Annotated in this window: 13 protein-coding genes; 2 read left to right on the top strand and 11 right to left on the bottom strand. The window is 52.8% G+C overall.

Going from position 1 to position 18,332, the window contains the following annotated elements:
• Nucleotides 1–278: 278 nt before the first annotated feature.
• Nucleotides 279–3,701: a DUF7133 domain-containing protein gene (locus GJJ30_RS18030; RefSeq protein WP_154176579.1), complete on the bottom strand. Its 3,423-nt coding sequence runs from the start codon at nt 3,699–3,701 to the stop codon at nt 279–281.
• A 302-nt stretch (nt 3,702–4,003) separates the two neighbouring features.
• On the opposite strand from GJJ30_RS18030, the gene GJJ30_RS18025 reads away from it, so the two are divergent.
• Nucleotides 4,004–4,561, top strand: a complete 558-nt coding sequence (locus GJJ30_RS18025; RefSeq protein WP_154176578.1) for a TetR/AcrR family transcriptional regulator — start codon at nt 4,004–4,006, stop codon at nt 4,559–4,561.
• A gap of 71 nt (nt 4,562–4,632) precedes the next feature.
• Nucleotides 4,633–6,054 (top strand): MFS transporter, encoded by a 1,422-nt coding sequence (locus GJJ30_RS18020; protein ID WP_154176577.1) that lies wholly within the window; start codon nt 4,633–4,635, stop codon nt 6,052–6,054.
• A 16-nt stretch (nt 6,055–6,070) separates the two neighbouring features.
• Here GJJ30_RS18020 and GJJ30_RS18015 read toward each other — a convergent pair whose 3' ends face one another.
• The 10 genes from GJJ30_RS18015 to GJJ30_RS17970 form a co-directional block, all read right to left on the bottom strand.
• Complete coding sequence (locus GJJ30_RS18015) at nt 6,071–7,276, bottom strand: lanthionine synthetase C family protein (RefSeq protein ID WP_154176576.1); 1,206 nt, start codon at nt 7,274–7,276, stop codon at nt 6,071–6,073.
• Nucleotides 7,277–7,300: 24 nt separating this feature from the next.
• A complete protein-coding gene (locus GJJ30_RS18010) occupies nt 7,301–8,572 on the bottom strand; it encodes an HlyD family secretion protein (protein ID WP_154176575.1) in 1,272 nt (423 codons plus the stop codon).
• 3 nt (nt 8,573–8,575) lie between these two features.
• On the bottom strand, nt 8,576–10,810 hold the full coding sequence (locus GJJ30_RS18005; RefSeq protein WP_170299223.1) for a peptidase domain-containing ABC transporter: 2,235 nt from the start codon (nt 10,808–10,810) through the stop codon (nt 8,576–8,578).
• Nucleotides 10,811–10,821: 11 nt separating this feature from the next.
• Nucleotides 10,822–14,022, bottom strand: coding sequence for a lantibiotic dehydratase (locus GJJ30_RS18000; RefSeq protein ID WP_170299222.1), 3,201 nt, complete (start codon nt 14,020–14,022; stop codon nt 10,822–10,824).
• Between the two features lie 243 nt (nt 14,023–14,265).
• A complete protein-coding gene (locus tag GJJ30_RS17995) occupies nt 14,266–14,403 on the bottom strand; it encodes a class I lanthipeptide (RefSeq protein WP_154176572.1) in 138 nt (45 codons plus the stop codon).
• Between the two features lie 433 nt (nt 14,404–14,836).
• Nucleotides 14,837–15,775 carry an LLM class flavin-dependent oxidoreductase gene (locus tag GJJ30_RS17990; RefSeq protein ID WP_154176571.1) on the bottom strand — a complete coding sequence of 313 codons (939 nt, stop codon included), beginning with the start codon at nt 15,773–15,775 and terminating at the stop codon, nt 14,837–14,839.
• Between the two features lie 107 nt (nt 15,776–15,882).
• On the bottom strand, nt 15,883–16,029 hold the full coding sequence (locus tag GJJ30_RS17985; RefSeq protein ID WP_154176570.1) for a class I lanthipeptide: 147 nt from the start codon (nt 16,027–16,029) through the stop codon (nt 15,883–15,885).
• A gap of 199 nt (nt 16,030–16,228) precedes the next feature.
• On the bottom strand, nt 16,229–16,363 hold the full coding sequence (locus GJJ30_RS32200; protein WP_205880581.1) for a class I lanthipeptide: 135 nt from the start codon (nt 16,361–16,363) through the stop codon (nt 16,229–16,231).
• Nucleotides 16,364–16,674: 311 nt separating this feature from the next.
• The gene (locus GJJ30_RS17980) at nt 16,675–17,088 is read right to left on the bottom strand and encodes a globin domain-containing protein (RefSeq protein WP_154176569.1); all 414 of its coding nucleotides are present in this window, start codon (nt 17,086–17,088) and stop codon (nt 16,675–16,677) included.
• A 512-nt stretch (nt 17,089–17,600) separates the two neighbouring features.
• Nucleotides 17,601–18,188: a helix-turn-helix transcriptional regulator gene (locus tag GJJ30_RS17970; RefSeq protein ID WP_154176567.1), complete on the bottom strand. Its 588-nt coding sequence runs from the start codon at nt 18,186–18,188 to the stop codon at nt 17,601–17,603.
• Nucleotides 18,189–18,332 lie beyond the last annotated feature (144 nt).

The raw sequence follows: 18,332 nt of genomic DNA, 5'->3' as shown, positions 1-18,332 counted from the left end.
TCGGGAGACAGAGAAAGAAGGGCAGTGAGTTAAACTTATCAAATGATATTTAATTATTATCATTTGATCTGGTTTTATTACTGTGTGGCCCTTGTTTCTGACGCAGAAAGACTAAAAAAGAGGCTGTATCAGTCCAAGTAACCGCTTCCCTGCGAATAGCGATACCAAAGCGGCCAGGAGTTTATCTTCACAAAATACCATAAAAAAGCCTGTGACAACATGTCGTCGTCACAGGCTACCCAGCTTATTTTCAATACAATGCAGGAGGTATTGACTAATTACTTCAAACTGGATAGAAACTCCACCACATCCCGGATTTCGCGTTTGGATAAAATATAACCCATCGGCGGCATGCTCGACGGCAGGTTTTCCCGCTTGTCGATCCGGGCAACCGGCACCTTCAGCGGTTCCGCTTCGGAGGTTTTCAGGATCAGTTCGTGGGTGTTTTCCTCCGTCAGAATTCCGCTGACGGTTTGCCCATCTTTCAGCGTCAACGAAACCATGCCAAAACCGGGTGCCAGCCGGGCGCTGGGCTCAATGAGGGCCTGCAGGATTTGTTCGCGGGTCAGGGTTTTGCCGATGGTCGTCAGGGATGGGCCCACCGCTCCGCCCTGCCCGCCGATGGCGTGGCACCGAACGCACTGCGCGGTGGAGTTGGTGTTGAAAATCCGGCGACCGATCTGCGCATTTCCGCCAAAAAGGGCCTCCTGATAGTCGGCAACGCCGGTTCCGGTTTTACGCATCGGGGCCAGTTTGGCAATCAGGGCCGCCGATTTGGTCGAATCCACGGCTTCGCCGAGCTCCAGCGCCAGGCTGGCCGGCAGTTGCTTGCTGGCCATTTTATCAATTACGCTGGCCAGAATCGGTTCGGTTTTAGCCACGGGCATACCGCCCAAAACCCGCAGCAACTGCTGTTGTTCCTTGACGGTCCCTTTCTCGAAAATGACGTTGGAAATATCCGCCAGCGCGCCCGCCGACAGGTTCAAGCCGTTGACCAGTCCCAGCGCCGTTGTCCGGACGTCCGCATCGGAATCACTCATGCCTTTTCGGATCACCGATTCGATGTCTTTGTATTTCAACTGACTCAACGCCGTCAGCATCGCCGACCGCACCTCGGCCGACGAACTTTCGGTCATGATCCGGGCCAGGCTTTCGGCTTTCTCTGTAATTCCCAAATTGCTCAGCATCTGGGCCGTAGCGACCAAAACCGCCGGATCGGAGTCCTGCAGCAGGCCGTCAACCTGGCTCTGGATTTTGGCTTTGACAACCGCCGGATTTCGCTGTACAACGCCCCGATACCGACCGTCAACCCGGTCGAGCACCGACGGATTGGCCCAGGTACCGATGGTCGCCAGGGCTTCGGCCCGCAGTTCTTTCGCCACGTCTTTACGTTTGGTAAACGCAATCAGCGCGTTCAACTGCTCTTCGCCACCCACGCGCAGACTCGCGTTGATCGCCCGGCGCAACAGCGCTTCGGACGTAAACCGGTTTTCGTTCAGGGTTGCGGCCAAGGCGGGCAACGCGCTTTCGATGGACAAATCGTCGTTGATGGCCCGGGCGGCTTCGGTCGCAATGTATTCGTCGCTGTCTTTCAGGAACAACGCAACTTTATCGCTGCTCAACCGGCGCAGAACCAAAACCGCTGCCAGCCGCAGTGATTTGTTCGAATTCGTAGCCAGCGCGGCAATGGGCTCAACCTGCCCGATGCGCGAGAGTGCCAAAACCGCAGCGTGCCGCAAATAGACGTCTTCGTCGTTGTTCGCTTTGATCAGGTTCAGCAATGGTTCAACGGCGGGCTGGTACTTGATACGTCCGAGCGCCTGAGCGCCAAAAAACTTCACCCGCGGATTCTGGCTGGTCAGCAACGGAATCAACTGCGAACCGGCTTCCGAAGCATTTGCATCGCCCAGCACTTTGGCGGTTTGGGCAACGATTTCCAGATCTGCATCTTTGAGCAGCGGCAGCAGCGACGCCGTGTAGGATTTATCGCCCCGCTCGAGCTGACCAATGCCCCAGATGCCGTGAATACGAGCCAGTTGATTGCCGGTTTGGGCGATGGCTTTCTGCAAAACCGCAGCTCCTTTGGCCCCCCGGTTCACCAGTTCAAACTGGGCTTTCTGCCGAATCCGCATGTCCGGGTTCGACAGCAGCGGGAGCAGCATGTCTTCCGTTTGCGAACCGTAGTTCAGCGTCATCAGCCGTTTGGTTTCGGCCCGCAAGTCTTTCAGGTCGTTTTTGTCGTCGGTTACGTCGAGTTTCCAGACGCGACCGTAATTTTTGGTATCCCAGCCGTTGATCCAGTCCGCAATGTACAGCGCACCGTCGGGGCCAAACCGGATACCGGTGGGCAAAATCCCGTTCAGAATGTTTTTCTCGCCATCCAGGACAAACGACGCGCCTTTCGGTTTCAGTCCGAACGACCAGATGGGCGACCGGGCCGGGTTTCCGACAAATTCAACCAGGAAAAACTTGTTCTTCCATTCTTTTCCCAGCGCCGTGCCGGGGTTGTACACCATGCCCGTCGGCCCGTTGTGGAAATTCTGGATCGGCGGAATGATGTAAGCCGCCTGTCCTTCCCAGCGCGGTTTATACAGCTTTTCATCCATCCAGACCTTGTAGCTGTTGTTCTTCGGATCAGTGTATTTGCCGTATTGCCAGTTGGACCGCCAGCCCGCATCCGAGCCTTCGACAACGTGCACCAGCCGTTCGCTCTCGCCGGGGTGGTCGCCGTCGTTGTCGGAGCTGATCAGGTTGCCGTATTCGTCGAACACAAATTCGTGGGTGTTGCGCAAACCGCCCGCAAAGATCTCAAAATCAGAGCCGTCGGGGTTTGAGCGGGCGATGATACCTTCGTTGGAGCGGTTGTGATTCACACCCTCTTTGGTGGTGATGTTGGCCCCGATGTCGCCGATGTTCCAGTAAATCTTGCCGTCAGGTCCTTCAATCGGGTTTGACATACCGTGACCGCTGAAACCGATGTGAACGCCGTAGCCGTGGCTGATGGACGTTTTCTGGTCCAGAATACCGTCGCCGTTGGTGTCTTTCAGCCGCCACATATCCGGGGCAATGGCCACAAACGCATCCTGGGCCCGGATGAGTAAACCGCCCGCTACGTCGGAAACTTCTTCAAAAAAGTCGTTGAGGATGCGGGTCGCCTTGTCGGCAATACCGTCGCCGGTCGTATCTTCCAGCCGCCAGACTTCGTCTTTCTCGACGGCCAGATCCTTCCAGTCGTGGCTGCCGTCGCCGTTGAGGTCTTTCAACCAGCTGTTTTCCTTGCTTTTTTCCGGTGCAAACGTGCTGTGCAGAAACGCCCGCCGGTCTTCTACGGTTTTCAGGGCGATGGAGGGCGTCATCCAGTGGCGGTAGCCACGAATGTCGAATTCGGAGTTTTTCTGCCGGTTAGTTCGCGTCAGGTAGACCCGCCCCTGGTCGTCGATGGACATGGCAACCGGATCGGGAGCCAGCGAATCCGACGCCCACAAATCAAGTTTCAGGCCGTCGGCCAGTTTGACAACGACATTGTCCCGGATTTCTTTGGCCCGGGTGCGGGCCTGGGCGGGGTCCTCTTTCACCACGAGCGGGGCACTGGTTGCGGTTTTTGACGAACCGGTCGGTCCCATTTTCATACACGACACGACGGCCACGGCAAACAAGCCCGACACGATCAGCGGTGTTCGAAAGCGTTTGGATTGGATCATTTAATAAGCGGTTGATGCGGTTTTTTAGGCCAGTATTTCGGGACGGGTTAGTCCGTTTGTATTTAAGTACGAATATACAGGAACTATTCCATGAAACCGGTTACCGTTTTGGGTTTTTAACGAACAGACTGGCGAATTTCCGTTCGGTCTGGCAGAGCTGAATTGGCTGAGGTACCGAAACCGGTATTCACCGAAATACGCTTTTGATCGGATAAATGAGGAGGGCGGGAAAGTTGATCATCATTGTAAAATAAAAAAATAGACAGACTTGTCTATATGAATTTATCCGTTACCTTTGTTGCATGAAAGAGTCAGCCGTAAAAGACCGGATTGTTGCCGTAGCCTCCCGGCTTTTTTATCAGCAAGGCTATAACCTGACCGGCATCAACCAGATTATCGACGAAGCTGAAATTGCCCGGGCCTCGCTTTACAATCACTTTGATTCCAAAACCGCCTTGTTGCTGGCGTATCTGGAGCGGGCAGAGCGGAACTGGTTTGCCCAACTGGAAGCGTTTTTAGCGCCGATCGCCGATCCAAAGCAGAAGTTGCTGGCGCTTTTCGATCAGCGCGTTAAACGTCAGCAGGAATCCGGTTTTGGCGGTTGCCAGTTTATTAAAATCAGTGCCGAGGTGAGCCGCGACGAAACGGACGTTCTGGAGCTGGTGAAGGCTCAGAAACAGCGGTTTAAAGATTTCATCGGGCAGCTTGTGCAGCAGGTCGATCATTCCGCGGTTCTGACGGATGAGCAGTTGACGGATCTGATTTTTTTGCTGCTGGAAGGGGGGGCGGTCAACGGCTCAATTGCTAAAAATTCCTCATCGTTGCACAACGGAAAAACCATTGTGGAAAAATTTCTTTAAGCGTATAGATCCCGCTTAATTGACAGACGACAAATCAATTTTTTAAATATAGACAGACTGGTCTATTCAATATGAATCAGAATAACTCCAAATGGGTCGCGCTACTGGTGGTATTGACGGCCCCCCTGCTTTCCGTCATCGACGTATTTATCGTCAATATTGCCATTCCCGCCATCAAAACCGGGGTTCGGGCCACCGACGGGCAATTACAACTGGTCATTGCCGGGTATCTGCTGGGTTACGCGTCGTTCCTGATCACGGGTGGCCGGGCGGGCGATGTGTTGGGTCGTAAAAAAGTATTCATGTGGGGCATGGCATTTTTTACGATTACGTCCGCTTTATGCGGGCTGGCCCAAACCCCGCTTCAACTCAATCTGGCGCGTTTTCTGCAGGGCATCAGTGCGGCTTTCATGGTGCCGCAAACGATTTCCTACATTCAGGTCCTGTTTACGCAGTCGGCGGAGCGAACCAAAGCCGTCGGTTTTTTCGGCCTGACGCTGGGCGTTGCTTCCATTACGGGCCAGTTTTTAGGCGGTTATTTCTCGGAAAGTCACTTCGCCATCGAGGGCTGGCGGCTGATCTTCTTCATCAACCTCCCGATTGGTCTGATCGCGTTGCTGACGGCGGCCGTTTACTTGCCCGAAACCGCCCGAAACCGTTTGCAATCGTTCGACTATTCAGGAACTGCTATCCTAACGTTTGCTCTCGTTTTCTTGATCTACCCCCTCATTCAGGGGCGCGAAACCGGCTGGCCGTGGTGGACCGTTGGGATGTTACTGGCTTCAGCGGGTATTTTTTATTATTTCATCCGCCATCAGCGGGCGAAACTGGCGAACGGAAAAGCCCCACTTGTCAACATGAATCTGTTTCAGTTCCGGGATTTTACGATTACGCTGGTAGCTACCCTGTTCTTTTTCATGGTGCATACGTCCTACTTGCTGATCAGCACGCTTTATTTTCAGAACGGAATGCGGATTTCGCCGTACCAGACCGGCCTTAATTTCGTGTTGCTGGGCCTCGGTTTTATGACGTCTTCGCTGTTGTCGATCCGGCTGGTGGTGCGTTACGGGAAAGCCGTTTTGCAGGTGGGCGTACTGCTGATGACCACCATTCTTCTGCTGCAACTGAATCTGCTGACGCCCCAATCGCCCCGCTGGCTGCTGCTGACGACGATGGTCCTGTATGGATTTGGGAACGGTTTTGTGTTGCCGTCGTTGGTGAACATGGCGCTCAAAAGCATACCGATTCAATTTGCCGGTGCCGCATCCGGCGTTTATTCCACCATTCAGCAAACCGCTTCGGCGCTCGGGGTGAGCCTGATCGGCGGGTTGTTTTTCTCGAAATTGCCGGGAAATCCGGACAGTTATCATTATCTAGCGGCTTTTCAATCAGGCGCGTGGGTCGAAGTCTTTTGCCTGATTCTGGTAAGTTACCTGCTTTACCGGCTGCCGGATCAAAAGCTGGCCCAGCCCGTGGTTTCGGTCGCGGAGTGAATCCGGAGATTGATTCCTACCGCAACAGAAACGCCCGTTCCCAGGCGGTGTCCGCGCCCAGTTGCGACAGTAAAATCATGCCAATGCTGGCTTCTCCATCCAGGAAACTCAGGTCCCCACGGATTGACAGCGGAATGGGTTGCTGCAAAATGTCATTCTCCGATGACGGCAGGGCGTGATCGAGCGTAACCTGCAACCAGAACCGGGCGGTTTCGTCCAGAACCGGGTTCGGATGTGATTGCGCAAATCGGGCAAACAGATGGCTGATACCGCCCGAACCGTGGCAGAACGCGGTGTCGGACACCAGCGTTTCCTTCCGACTTCGGCGGGTGGCGGCTTTCAGCATGGTCAGTTCGGCAATCTGCTTCCAGCGGTTATGGTTGAAGATTTCGCCCGCCAGCTGAAACGTGTGCGCAATGCCCAGATCGCCGTAGCACCACGCCATCCGGCTGAATTCGTCGCGCGGCTGGTCGTCAAACAACTGCCGGGGAAAAACCGCCGGATTGTTCTCATTCCGAACGCTCCACAACCACTGCAAACCGCCTTCGATCAGCCGGGCGCACTGATTCTGGGCGTATCCATGCCGGTACAGCAAACTCAGCACGGCCACAATGCTGGCCGTGCCGTGCGACAACCCCAGGTTGTACGAAACCGACCGATCGTCCGGCCGGTCGAAATTCCGGAAATACCAGGTGATCGATCCGTCGGTTTTTTTGAGGGCAATTTTTTCCAGTTGATTAACGATTTCCGTGAGGTAATACACGGTTTCGGCCGAACGCGGGCGTTCCAGAAAATACAGACAGGCGCCCAAACCGCCGTGTAAATAATCGAAACTACCGGCATACAGATCGTCCATCGACAGCAGAAACAGCGGCTCGTCGAGTGCGGCTACAATGTCGTGCGGATCGTCCGAACTGTCGGCTAAAAAACCGTGGTTGTGTAAATGCAGAAACGCCCAGGCAATGCCCGAAATGCCACCGGCAAACGTGTGGTCTACGTCACCCGATTGAATGGCGTTGATCCCCGCGCCGAGCCGTTCCCAGACGCGGCTGTTGTCGGTTAATCCGAAATGACGCAGGTAGTAACTTTCAAAAACCGCATAGCCTGTCTGTCCCGACAGCAGGGAAAAATTACCGCCAACCGGCTCGGCGGCAATCCGTTCATAAATCCGGTGGAGCTCGGTTTCCACTAATGTTTGTGTGTCGGTCAGCAATTCGTTCATGATTATTGGCTGGGAATCAGTGCGTTATTCCGTGACTTCGGAAGCTATTTTTTTGAAATGACGGAACGTGTAGTCAGACAGTGTTCGTTCGTCGAAAATGATGTTGCAATGGCCCTGCATCCCGATCCGGACGCGCTTGTCGAGCCGCTGAAAGTCCGTTAATTGCACCTGAACATTGAACAGTCCCTTTTCGTCGGGCGTAATCGAAACCTGGCTCACCCGCCCGCGCACCGTTCCCCATTCGTAAACCGGGTAGGCATCCAGTTTCAACACCACTTCCTGTCCCACTTTCACCTGTCCGATGCGCGACGAATTGACCTGCGTATATGCGTAAAGCGGAGCGTTCTGATAAATCATTTTGAGAACCATTGCGCCGGGTGCGGCCTCTTTTTCGCCATCGAATACAAACGAAACCGTACCGGCCCGCTCGGCCTTCAGAATCAGGTGGTTATTCGGGGTAATTTCGAACTTTCCAAACCGCCCTTCAATGCGTTTGTGAACGGCATCCAGCGAACTGCGAAGTTGGGCGCCCTCGCCCCGGAAATCGGTTTCTCTCTTCGTCAGCTGTTTTTCCAGACTCAGCATTTCCAGCCGTTTGGTTTCGATTTGCTGGCGTAAGGAGCGGTCTTCGTGGCCGAAATTCTGCGTGCCGCTCTGGTAAGCCGCCTGCGCCCGCAAGAGCGTGGCTTCGTAATTATTGAGGTCGTTTTTGCTGATGTCGCCGGTGCGGTACAGGTCCTGATTGATCTTGAAAATCCGCTGCGCGTCTTCCTGTTCAAACTTCAGTTTCGCCAGTTCGGAGGTCCATTTCGCCTTTTGCACCTCAATCTGCGTTTCTTTTAAGCGAATGTCTTCCCGAATCTGGGCCACCGTCAACGCAATGATCTGACGTTCCTTATCCGCCGAAACCGTCCGGTATTTTTCGTATTGTCCCACGGCCGTGCGGGCCGCCGACCAATCGCTCACCAGCGCGGCCACATCGGGCGCACTCACTTCGAGCAGGGGTGTTCCGGCCGCTACGGTTTGACCCGGTTTGACGAAGGTTTTTTCCACGTAAATCGTCGATGGAAACCGGTACATGTCTTCGGCAACTTCGGATTTGACCACGAACGGAACGGCGATCATATCCGGAAACCGAATGACAAAAGCCAATCCGGCACCGACCATTGTCAGCACCACGGCCAGCCAGCCCAGGCGGCTCAAAATCCGCTGGCGAACGTCGGCAATGGGCGCATCGTCGACGTGGTATAAACTCTCGTACTGGGTGACTTCCAGTTCTGCCAGGAGCGAATGCATGGATTAGTAGTCGATATAGGTTTTGATGAAATCGTAGTAAAGTCCTTGTTTGTCAATAAGTTCGACATGGGTGCCCTGCTCGGCGATGGTGCCTTCGTCAAATACCAGAATCCGGTCCACGTTCTTGAGTGTGTTGAGCCGGTGCGCAATCGAGATAATGGTTTTGCCTTTAAACTGCTCGTAAATGTTGTTCAGAATCCGGCGCTCGGTTTCCACGTCCAGCGCGCTGCTGGCTTCGTCCAGAATGATGATGTCGGGTTGGTCGGCCACGAAAAGCCGGGCAAAACCGATCTTCAGCACCTGACCGCCCGACAGATTGCTGCCAAAACTGCCGATCATGTGGTTGTAACCCAGGTGGTTCGACTTCACAAACTGGTGCAGATCCGCTAGCTGAGCGGCTTCCGCAATCTGCTCCATCGAGGCCGACAGGTTGGCGCAGCGGATGTTTTCCCGGATCGTGTCGTTGAAAACGTAGGTGTCCTGCGGGAACAAATGAACGTGCTTCCGCAGCGTTTTCGGGTGAATGGTCCGCAGTTCGGCGTCGTCGCAAAAAATCTGGCCTTCATAGTCGGGATACAGATTCATCAGCAGCTTGACGAAGGTGGATTTTCCGGTTCCGTTCCGGCCCACAATCCCGATGCGTTCGCCCTGCCGGATTTCGCAGTTCAGGTTTTTCAGGACGTATCGGGCGTCTTTTTGCTGGTAGCGGAACGACACATTTTTGAACCGGATCGACTTGCCCGAAAACCGGGAAACCTGCTTTTGCACGTCGGCGGCTTCTTCGTCTTCCAGAAAAATCTCGTTTACTTTTCCGAAACTGACGCTCAACTGCGTCACCATCATCCAGAGCATGCTGACGCTGTTGATGGAGTTCATCAGAATCATGAAAATGGCCGTAAACGCCATGTATTGCCCGATGGTCAGTTCGCCGGTAAAGATCTGGTAGGCACCGACCCAATACACCGCTATCTGGCTGAAAATGAAGATTAACCGCTGGATCGAATTGATCAGAATCTGCTTTTCTTCGTCGGCCATCACGGAGTTGATCGATTCGCGGTGCAGTTGCTTCCACCGAACCAGTTTGTATTTTTCGAGCGACAGCAGCTTGACGGTTTTGATGCCCAAAACCGTATCCAGAAAACCGCCCAGCGACGCCTGGTTTTTGTGGTAAACCTTCGACCGCAGGTTTTTCACAATCGGAATGAAATAAACCGTTGTCAGGCCGTACGACACGAAACAGACCAGCGCGATGGTCGCCAGTTGCGTGTTGAAACTGAACAGAATCGGGAAGTAGATCAGCATGAAAAACACGTCCAGAAACTGCTGGATGATGATCGGGTTGGTCAGCGCCCGGATGCTGATACCCTCCTGAAACCGCGACATAAATTCCTCGCGTTTGCGGCTGTCGTAGTATTTCTGTTTCAGCGAAATCAGTCGCTCGAAAAACTTGCCCATGAACTCGGTTTCGAAGCGAAACCGGTAGTGCATCATCAGCATGCTGCGCCCGCAGGTCAGCACCACCTGCACGACAAAAACCAGCATCAGACCGGCCAGAATTCCCACCAGCAGCTTTTTGTTCTGGTTGATCAGCACGTTGTCGAGCATGGTTTGCGTAAACAGCGGTAACACCAGCCCGACCAGTTCCAGAATCAGCGAAAACAGGAAAATCTCGGCCAGCACGCGCTTGCCTTCCTTCAGAATCGGGAAATACAGTTGCCGGAAAACCGAGGCTTTTTTAACCTGATGTTCCTGAACGGCTTCGGTCAGTTCACTGCTTTCGTAGAACTTGGGCGTCGGCGTCAGTTCCAGCACAATCCCGCTCCATTTGTTGCAGAATTCCTCCTGCGAATACCGGGCCTTGCCAAAAGCGGGGTCGGCCACCCGGACGTAAGTGTCGGTGGCTTCGTAAACGACCACAAAATGCTGGCCTTCGTAGTGGGCGATGCAGGGCAGCTGAATCTTTTGCAGGTATGGATAATCCAGTTCGTAGCCTTCCGCCTTGAAACCGAAACTTTCCGAAATTTCCATCAGGTCATACAGGCTGCTGCCTTCGGTGTTCACTTCGGCCAGTTTAGTCAATTGATGCCGCACATCCGCCGAACCGTAATACCGGAAAACCATCGCCAGACAGGTGGGGCCGCAGTCCATCCCGGCGCTTTGGTCGAGGTGCGGAAACCGGTCGACCAGTGCGTAAGGGCTCATTTTGCCGCCGAAGATGGATTTTAAAACGTTCTTCATCGGTTTCATGGCTAAAAAGTTACGGCTTCGAGCAGCGCGTTTTTCTTCGCCAGCACGGCGCGTCCGTAGGTAGTCCGATAATATTTATGGAGATGGTAGTAGAGCGAATATTCGACAAACCGCTGCCGCGTGCGGAACAACCGGTTGGTCGTCATGTGAATCAGACTGCTCAGGAGCGAGAACAGCGGCACTTCCAGCTTGCCCTGATTGGCCAGTTGCGAGATGGTCTGAATAAACGGTTGCAGCGTTTCCCGACGCTGGCGGTTCAGGTCGTAGAAAAACTGGTGTTCTTCGTTGGTTTCGGTCCACAACTCGCCGATGGCGGTTTCAATTTCCCGGTAGCGGGTGTCGAGTTGTTTTTTCAGCACCGAATTGTAGCCAAATTCCCGGCCAAACTGGGCGGCTTTTTCGTCCGCAAAATCCAGTTTCTGTTTCAGGTCAAAACCGAATTCGTCCAGCAGCGTATCGATGAGCTTCATGCCAAACCGCCAGCGGCATTCTTCGCCCTCGGCTCCTTCAATCAGACTCAGGAATAGCAGAATAGACTGGCTGTCAAGGTGGAAATACGTCTCAACGGCGTCGATGGAAGTGCGGCCGTAGCGTTCCAGTTCCCGGTTGTAGGTGTCGTTGACGATGCCCGTAATCACCTTTTTGGCCAGGAAAGGCGCCAGCGCGTCGTGCAATTCCTGAATGACCTGACCCAGAAAAGCCGGGTTGATGAGGTGAAACCGGAACCGGATGTGAAGCTGCGGATCGCCGTAGCGGATAAAGAAAAATTTGTCCGTCCAACCCTGATTTTCAAACCGTTCCGCCAGCGGATACAGCACATTGGTCAGGATCGTATCGGCGGTTTTGATGCCGGTGTAAATCTTGTAATAGAGCCATTCCGAACCGGAAAAAAACGTCCGGGAAACCCCTAAATCCCCTAAAGGGGACTTTACGCATTCGGTTGTTGCCAGGTCCAAGTCCCCTTTAGGGGATTTAGGGGCTAAAGCATCCGGCTCGTTTTTAAAAGCCACGATAAACTGATTCGTGTGCCAGCTCGTGGAGGATTGCACCACGGCGTTGTCGGCGTGGTGCAGAAACTCCTTGATCTGAAATTTGTCCTGCGATTTGATCTCGTTGACGAACGTTTCGACCAGCCACGGATTTTCCAGATCGATGTACAATTCGTTGTCGTAATCCATCAGGCAAATGTGCCGCGGAATCCGGTAGTGTTCGCGCCAGCGGTCGACCTCGGTTTTCAACCCCGCCCAGTCTGCCTTCTTAAACGCCGTTACCAGCGGTTTGACCTGCTGCGACCGGCAATTCCAGCGGGCTTCGGCCAGAATGATGTTGTCAAATACAATCCGGGGCAGAAAGACAAAAACCGAACTGGCAGCCCCCATCGAAAGGCCCAGCCAGGGCCGGATCGACTGGTGTTGCAGGGCGCAGAGGAAATGATAGACGTCTAGCGAATTGTTCTGAGCGTAGTTATGGGCGTTCGAAAGCTGGGGAACGATGATTTTGTTGAGCGACTTCGACCGCAGCACCACGCGATCGCCCTGCACCCGAATCGTCAGATCCGTCACCGGAATCTGGTGTTCCGCGTCGACTGACGCCTTGCCCAGGTACGGAATCTGGTAGTTTTTCAGCTGGGGCCGGATGATGATGTTACCGGTTCGGGCTTCGGGTAAATGAATGATGTCGGCAAAAATCACATCGGGCCGAATTTCGTCTTCGGCCTGGCTGATCTGTTGCACCAGGTCGAGCACTTTCGCGTCGGTATGCCCGAAACGACCGAGTAAGGACGTGCCGGTATTACCGCCAAAACTGTCCAGAATCAGCGTTTCGCGCCCGTTTTCGCGGATAACAGAAAGCATCGCGCCGTTGGTAGGCGGCAGATTCATCCGGGGCTGGCCGAGTTGCGCCAGGTCTTCTTCGGTAATGGTAATCTGCTGGGTATGACTGAGTTGTGCTTCCGCAATTTTCTGAAACAGAAACGCTTGTTCGGGTGCCACCGTCCAGGTTTTTTTGCCGGAAGCCGACGGGCCAGCCACCACGCCATCTACCAGCGGAGAATCGTCAAACTGATCGCGGTTGGCCGGAAAACCGACGCCAATTTCGGGGTCGAGCGCGACGACCAGCGGTATTTCTTCATCTTCGTATTGCGCGTAAAACCGGTCGCGAAAATCATCCAGCGCCCCGCTGCTGCCGGGCGACAGTTTAAGGAGCGCTGGAATTTTGGCAACCAATTTATTGAGAAGTCCCCGGTTGAGTTGGCCGGAGAGCGTGGGTAAATAAGTGTCGATCTGGAAGAGAACCTTGCGGTCGAACGGGGTGGACAGGCGGCTCAGCTTCTGCTCAACCTGATTGAGGAGTTCGATCGACGTCTCTTGTTCGCTGTTTTCAAGCGTTTTCAGATCAACCTGAACCTCCTGCAACAGCCCAACAAGATGCGCTAATTCGTCAGAAGGATGCTGACGGCCAATCGTTTGCAGAATGGCCAGGATCTGGAGTAAGAAATTTTCGCCCGTCAGCGAAGGTTCCAGTTCGCTCACCAGCAACTGGGCCTCGATGACCGATTCGACGAAATTTTCGGCGTCTTCTTCGGTGATTTCGTCGTCGATCAACGATGAAATCAGGGTTTCGATTTGGGAACCGGTTTTGCTGATGTCCAGTACGTTCGTCAGGTATTCGCTTTGGTCGGCGCTGCTGAGGTGGTGAATCCGCTGGCCGTTTTCGTAGCGATACGTCACGTACCGGTATTGATCGTTGATTTCGTACAGGCTGGAATTTGGAAAAAAACGCAGATGCGGTTTTACATCGGGGTGTTTTTCCAGATCCTGCGCCAGTGCGCAAAGGTAATTCATATCGAGCCGAACTACCCGTTTTAGACTACCGGTATTGCTTATACGTACGTCGGTGCGGGTCGATTCGACGGGAGTTGTGGCAAAACCGCTGAAGAGTCCGAACGGCGTGCAACGGGTTGCGTAACGGGATAAATACTTGATCAGGGAGTACAACACCCGGCGGGATTTTTCGTCGGGCTGGCGGCTGAAATCAAACTGGATGGCTTCTTCGTACAAAGCGGGCGAAGCGATGTACAATGCTTCCAGAAAAGCCGGACGGGTAATTTCCCGGCGGAGCTTCGACCAGTCGGGGTTTTCAATGGCGGCAAAACCGGCAATGGGCACGCGTACGAACGTCGTTTCGAAAGCAGTTGTTTTCATGAAAGTCATCAGTCGTGTTGTGTGTAGGTACTCGCAATCAGCATTTTAACAAAATGAAGGAGTCTTACTTTCATAAAACTCCTTCGTGCTTTTCAGCGGTTTCTTGTCGTATTGTGGTGGCCGCTACAAACTTGGTGAGTTGCGAACAGATTCAGAAATTTCATTGAACCACTGGTTTGAAATGGTGAATGACTGGTATGGATTCAGCAACGAGTTGTTTTGGCGAACGGATTTGAAAACCGATTACGGTTCGCAAATTTTAGACGTACAAGCCGTAGCGGTTTCGTGCGGACGGCCACCGATAACGTTGCGAGCCTGGCTTTTTGACAGTGAGATGATGTTGTCGGTTTTCAGCGTGATTTTTGAAACTTGCTTTTTCATTAGAGTTTGTTTTTTATGGTGTGATTAATTGCCTACTCTGTCCGGTTTTCGGCGTCCCCGTGTGGCCTTTCTGATTGGCCGATACAAATTTGGCGAGCTGCGGGTTGATTCAGAAGGCCCAACTTGTAGCTGGTAGGAATTGATTGGTAACTAGCAGAAAATCACCCATCGGCTGTTTTGGGACCTTTCCTGGAAAGGAAAACCGGTTGTCGTTCCCTATTGCATCAACGAAACCAGAAACCGGTTTTTCCGAATTAACGATTTGGTATTGGTAAATTAATAGCCCACGGTTTTAACCGTGGGCTGAGATTGCTGCTTGAAATGCATTCGAATTGACAACAAAAAAGGCCTGAGCCCTTTCGGAACTCAAGCCTGATTCATCGTGCAAATTAGATTGTTGACCGGTTTTCGGTTTAGATAAACCGCCTGAACGTTACACCATGCCGACCAGCCGTTCCGTGGCATACGGTGAGGCAGCGTAGCGTTGGAGCGTCTGGCTCAGCAACTCGATGCTTTTGAGTTTATGACCGGTTTCTTCGGCCATATTCATGAATATAAATTCGTCCACTTCGTAGATTTCCTGGAGCCGGGCCAGTTCGTCTAGCATGTACGTCGGGGAGCCAATGAGTTCGTTGTAGACGCCAACGGGCCGTTCCAGTTCTTTCCGGATTTTGCGGGCCTGCCGATCCGTTTCGGCGCAGACACCGGCAAAAGCCAGGTTGATTTCCGGCTCCCGGCCGTGGTTTTCGAAAAAAGCGGCCCGGTATTGATGCAGCCGTTCAGCCTCCCGTTTGTGGTCGTCGATCGGGGTGTGAAACAGCGACTTGCACAGCGAAGAAGCCTGGCTGGCCAGCACCGGAATGTTTTTCAGGCTGGCCGTCAGCGACCAGAACGTGGGCAGAAAACCGCCAAACGGCACGATCTGATTCGCGTTTTCTTCCGCATATAAATAGTCGTACAAAGCCGTCGTATTTTTGATAAACCGCTCCACTTTTATCGCCGGAATCGACAGATCGGACTCCGGAACGAGGTGGGCCGCAATTTCCGGCGGAGCGCCCCCACCCGCCACGCCGAGGTCGATTCGGTTAGGAAACAGGTTGTTCAACACTTTGAACGCAGCCGCCACGCGGTACGGATTGTGAAACGCCATCAGCAAACCGGCCACTCCAATTTTGATCTCGCTGGTCATCCCGGCCAGAATCGGCAGCAGCACTTCCGGATTGCTGTAGGCCGAGGAAGCGCCGTAGTGTTCGCCCAGCCAAAACCGGGTGTAGCCTAATTCTTCGGCCCGTTGCCCGTATTCCAATACATTTTCAACAATATCCATCGGACTGACGCATCCGGTTCCGAATTCAAGAAGACCCAATTTCATGGTGGTAACGATTTGTAATACAGGCTAAAACAGGTAACTGGAAAATGAAATTAAGCAGCATTTGGTGAGAAATGCTGCTTTGGAAATGCATGCTATGGAAGCGAGGCTTAGGGTTCCGTCGGGCAATATCCCTTCGTCGTACAACCGGTAGCAGTGTTGCGGGCCATGCCCCCCACTACTTTCGAAGCCTGTGCTTTCGATAAGGAAATGATCTGATCGGTTTTCAGCGTCAATTTGGCAATTTGCTTTTTCATGATCTTTTTAAATTGGTGTGATATGTGCCTACTCTGATCCGGTTTTCGGCGTCCCCGGGTGGCCTTTCTGATGGGCCGATACAAAACTGGTGAATGAGAACACGGTATTTATATCGCAATTTGTAACTAGCAGGATTATGTTGGTAGCTAGTAGGATTCTACTCATAAATTGAAAACCACCCGTGTGGACCATCCGAACTTAGATGCTACAAATCTTGGTCGTACAGTTGCTGGCCGTCGGACGGGCACCACCGGCTACCTGCTGAGCCTGAATTTTCGATAAAGAGACGATTTTGTCGGTTTTCAGCGTGATTTTCGAAACTTGCTTTTTCATTTGAATTTGTGTTTGAACTGGTGTGATTGATCTGCCTACTCTGAGCGGTTTTCGGCGTCCCCGGGTGGCCGTTTTGCGTTGCCGATGCAAAAGTAGGGTCAGTCAAAGGGGGAATGCAATTTTAGCGGGTATACAAAAAGTCTACAGTTGTCGCCAGGATTGTATACAAAAAGTGAACATGATTCCTAAGCGGTAAACAAAAAGTAGACACCAACCTAAAACCGGTTTTTCAGTCCAGCGGTAGCTGGAATCTAAAACAAAAAAGACCTCAGCGAGCTGAGGTCCCAGATACATTCGGCAGGCGGTTTTGCTCAGCCTGGCTGACGGGTGGCTGTCACCATTGCGTTCGAAATGGCGGTGTAGAGTTCCCGCCAGGCCGACTGAATTTCGCCGGTCCAGCGGTCGCCGAGTGTTTGCGACAGCGTCCAGAAAAGCGCCAGACCCACCGGCGCATAATCCGTGGCCTGCGTTCCGTACCGCACATGGCGCCGGGACAGTGCTTCGAGTTCGTACGTCAAATCCCTGGCGTGTTGCAATCGGCGGACCAGCAGGGTCATCATCGCGATAAACTTGCGGGCCTGGAGTTCCGGGTCGTTGCGAAACATGGGTTGCAGCGCGGGCGACAGTTCAAACAGTTTGACGTAAAACCGCTGGCCCGTCTGCTGCGCCTGGGGCAGAATATAGCTCCAGGAATATTTGATAAGGAGAATTTGCCGGTCATTCATAACGTCGGATTTTACGGATGAGTGATGATGGTAAAAACCAGAATCAGCAGGGTAATCAGGCCGTACGCCATCAATTCGTTGTTTGCTTTTGTTTTCATTGTTGTTGTTTCTGTTTTATTCGTTGCCGTTTTGTCCAATTTTTGCCGGTCTGCCGACGAAGTCGCATCGCGACCCAATGTTTGTAGAAGAAGCCTTTCCACCCGTTGTGGTCGCGTAGCGATCGAACAAACGGCTTAGTTAGATCGCTACGCGACCCCCGACAAAAGAGCATGCGGTTTGCTACAAACATTCAGTCGCTATGCGACCAAAAACCGGCACCAAAAAGGAATCTGTATGATTGATCACGACACAAATACGGGGACTGTTTATAAATTTAATTTACTTCGGCAAAAGTATTTGATAGGATAACTTATTGTATTTCAATCAAGTGTACTTGTGGTGAACAGAATTTACAAATCAGTATACAAAAAGTAAACTAGTCTGGCAATGATCGCAAACAAGCGCAAAACCGCTTAAATTTTCAGCAGAAAATCCGTCAGATTCTCCGCTTCCGGCAGGTTCAGTTTTTTCCGGATGCGGTACCGGGCGGTTTTGACACTATCCGGCGAAATACCCAGAATCGTGGCCGACTCGCGCAGACTCAAATTCAGCCTGACCAGCGCACACAACCGCAGCTCGCCCGCGGTCAGGTCGGGGCAGTTTTCTTTCAGCCGGACGAAAAAATGCTGGTGAACCTGTTCGAAATACAGTTTGAAATCCTCCCATTCCTTATCCAGACTGAAGCTGTGATCGATGAGTCGGATCAGGCGGTTGTAGTTCATCAGCGCCGTTTGTGGCAGCCCAGCCGTTGCCTGAAGAATTTCGTTGATCAGTTCGCGAACCTCTTCCATCAGCGTGTTTTTCTGCAAAAGGTTGAGTGTCTGCGTCGTCAGCTCCCGATGACGCAGTTCCAGTTCGGACGCCAGCCGGTTTTGTTCCGCCTGACTTTGCTGGAGCTGCGTTTCCAGATGGCTGCATTTTGCCTGTAACTCATCATAACCGGGGAGGGGAGCGTTCGAAAGGAATTCTTTTTTCGTCCCAAAATGCCATATTCCAAGCAATAGACAACTGGTAAGTGCCGCAAAAAGCATGTTCGATCAATGATTCGTGTTTACTATTCGAAGCACGAAATTGGCAGAGAGGAACGGAGGAAGGAAAAATAAGTAGGTGAATTGCCGAAATGAATCCGGGAATAGTAGGCAATG

It is taken from the genome of Larkinella terrae (genome assembly GCF_009668025.1).
Taxonomy (GTDB): Bacteria; Bacteroidota; Bacteroidia; order Cytophagales; family Spirosomataceae; genus Larkinella; species Larkinella terrae.
Note: the sequence above shows the minus strand (reverse complement) of the source record. Positions and strands in the feature narration are given on the sequence as shown.